At 51.4% G+C, this 790-nt stretch carries 1 protein-coding gene and 1 pseudogene; both read left to right on the forward strand.

Features of this window, described 5'->3' with window-relative positions:
- Positions 1–63: 63 nt before the first annotated feature.
- Entirely contained in the window at positions 64–213 is a 150-nt protein-coding gene (locus HMPREF2890_RS09280) for a hypothetical protein (RefSeq protein ID WP_246825312.1), read from the forward strand.
- 209 nt (positions 214–422) lie between these two features.
- Positions 423–790 (forward strand): annotated as a pseudogene (locus HMPREF2890_RS04645) (hypothetical protein); the annotation flags it as partial.

A 790-nucleotide genomic window follows, 5' to 3' on the forward strand; every position in this document is an offset into this window, starting at 1 on the left:
GGGGGGGGAGATTACCTTTGTTGAGGAGACAATAGATAACGGACCAGACAGTAGTTTTAGCGTATGGAAATAGCAGAGATAAGGGATCTGATATCAGCCTTTGTTCCGGAGGAGATCCTCCGCGACTTTGAACTGAAGGAGGTAAAAAAAGGAATGCGGAGTCTACCGGCTCTATATGGACGAGAAGGACGACGAGAGCCATTATCCCCCTGAGCTGGCGGAAGCCAAGGAGGTGGTCCGATGCGGATATATGAATCCCTGCGAGATCCAGACTTTTCCCATAGCCGGTTGCGAGGCTTTCATCTATATACGACGGCGTCGGTGGAAGGAGAAGGGTGGTCGAGAGTCCTTTTTCAACACCTATAAGTATACGATCGAAGGGATCAAATGCACACCGAAGTTCGGTGCTTTTTTAAAAGAAATTGGTCGAGGGGAAGCCGATAAGCATTGGTAATATCGCCTATGTCCTCGGGACGGATGCGAAGCGTCTTGACCGGTGGTACAAGGATTACCTGAGTGGCTTCCGTGAGGCAGAGCGGGACGGCAGGATCTATCAAGATGATATCGAGGTCCGGCGAGAGGGAGGTCGAAAAAAGATCAGGGTGCCGATCCTCAAGGAGTCAAACGTAGGCTCCTATATGGCGATCGATGAGAAGACGATCGATGGTGTCTGCTACACGATCATCAGCAACCGGGAGACGAGCAAGGTCGCATTGATGGCCGATACGCTCAGGACCTCCGAGCTTCGGCAGGTCCTGTCAAAGTTTCCGGTAAAGACCAAGATGAAGGT

This window comes from Porphyromonas sp. HMSC065F10, from assembly GCF_001808555.1.
GTDB lineage: Bacteria > Bacteroidota > Bacteroidia > Bacteroidales > Porphyromonadaceae > Porphyromonas_A.

What these genes read in the sequence shown, in the direction of transcription:
- HMPREF2890_RS09280 (WP_246825312.1), top strand. Translation starts at nt 64, where the DNA reads ATGGAAATAGCAGAGATAAGGGATCTGATATCAGCCTTTGTTCCGGAG.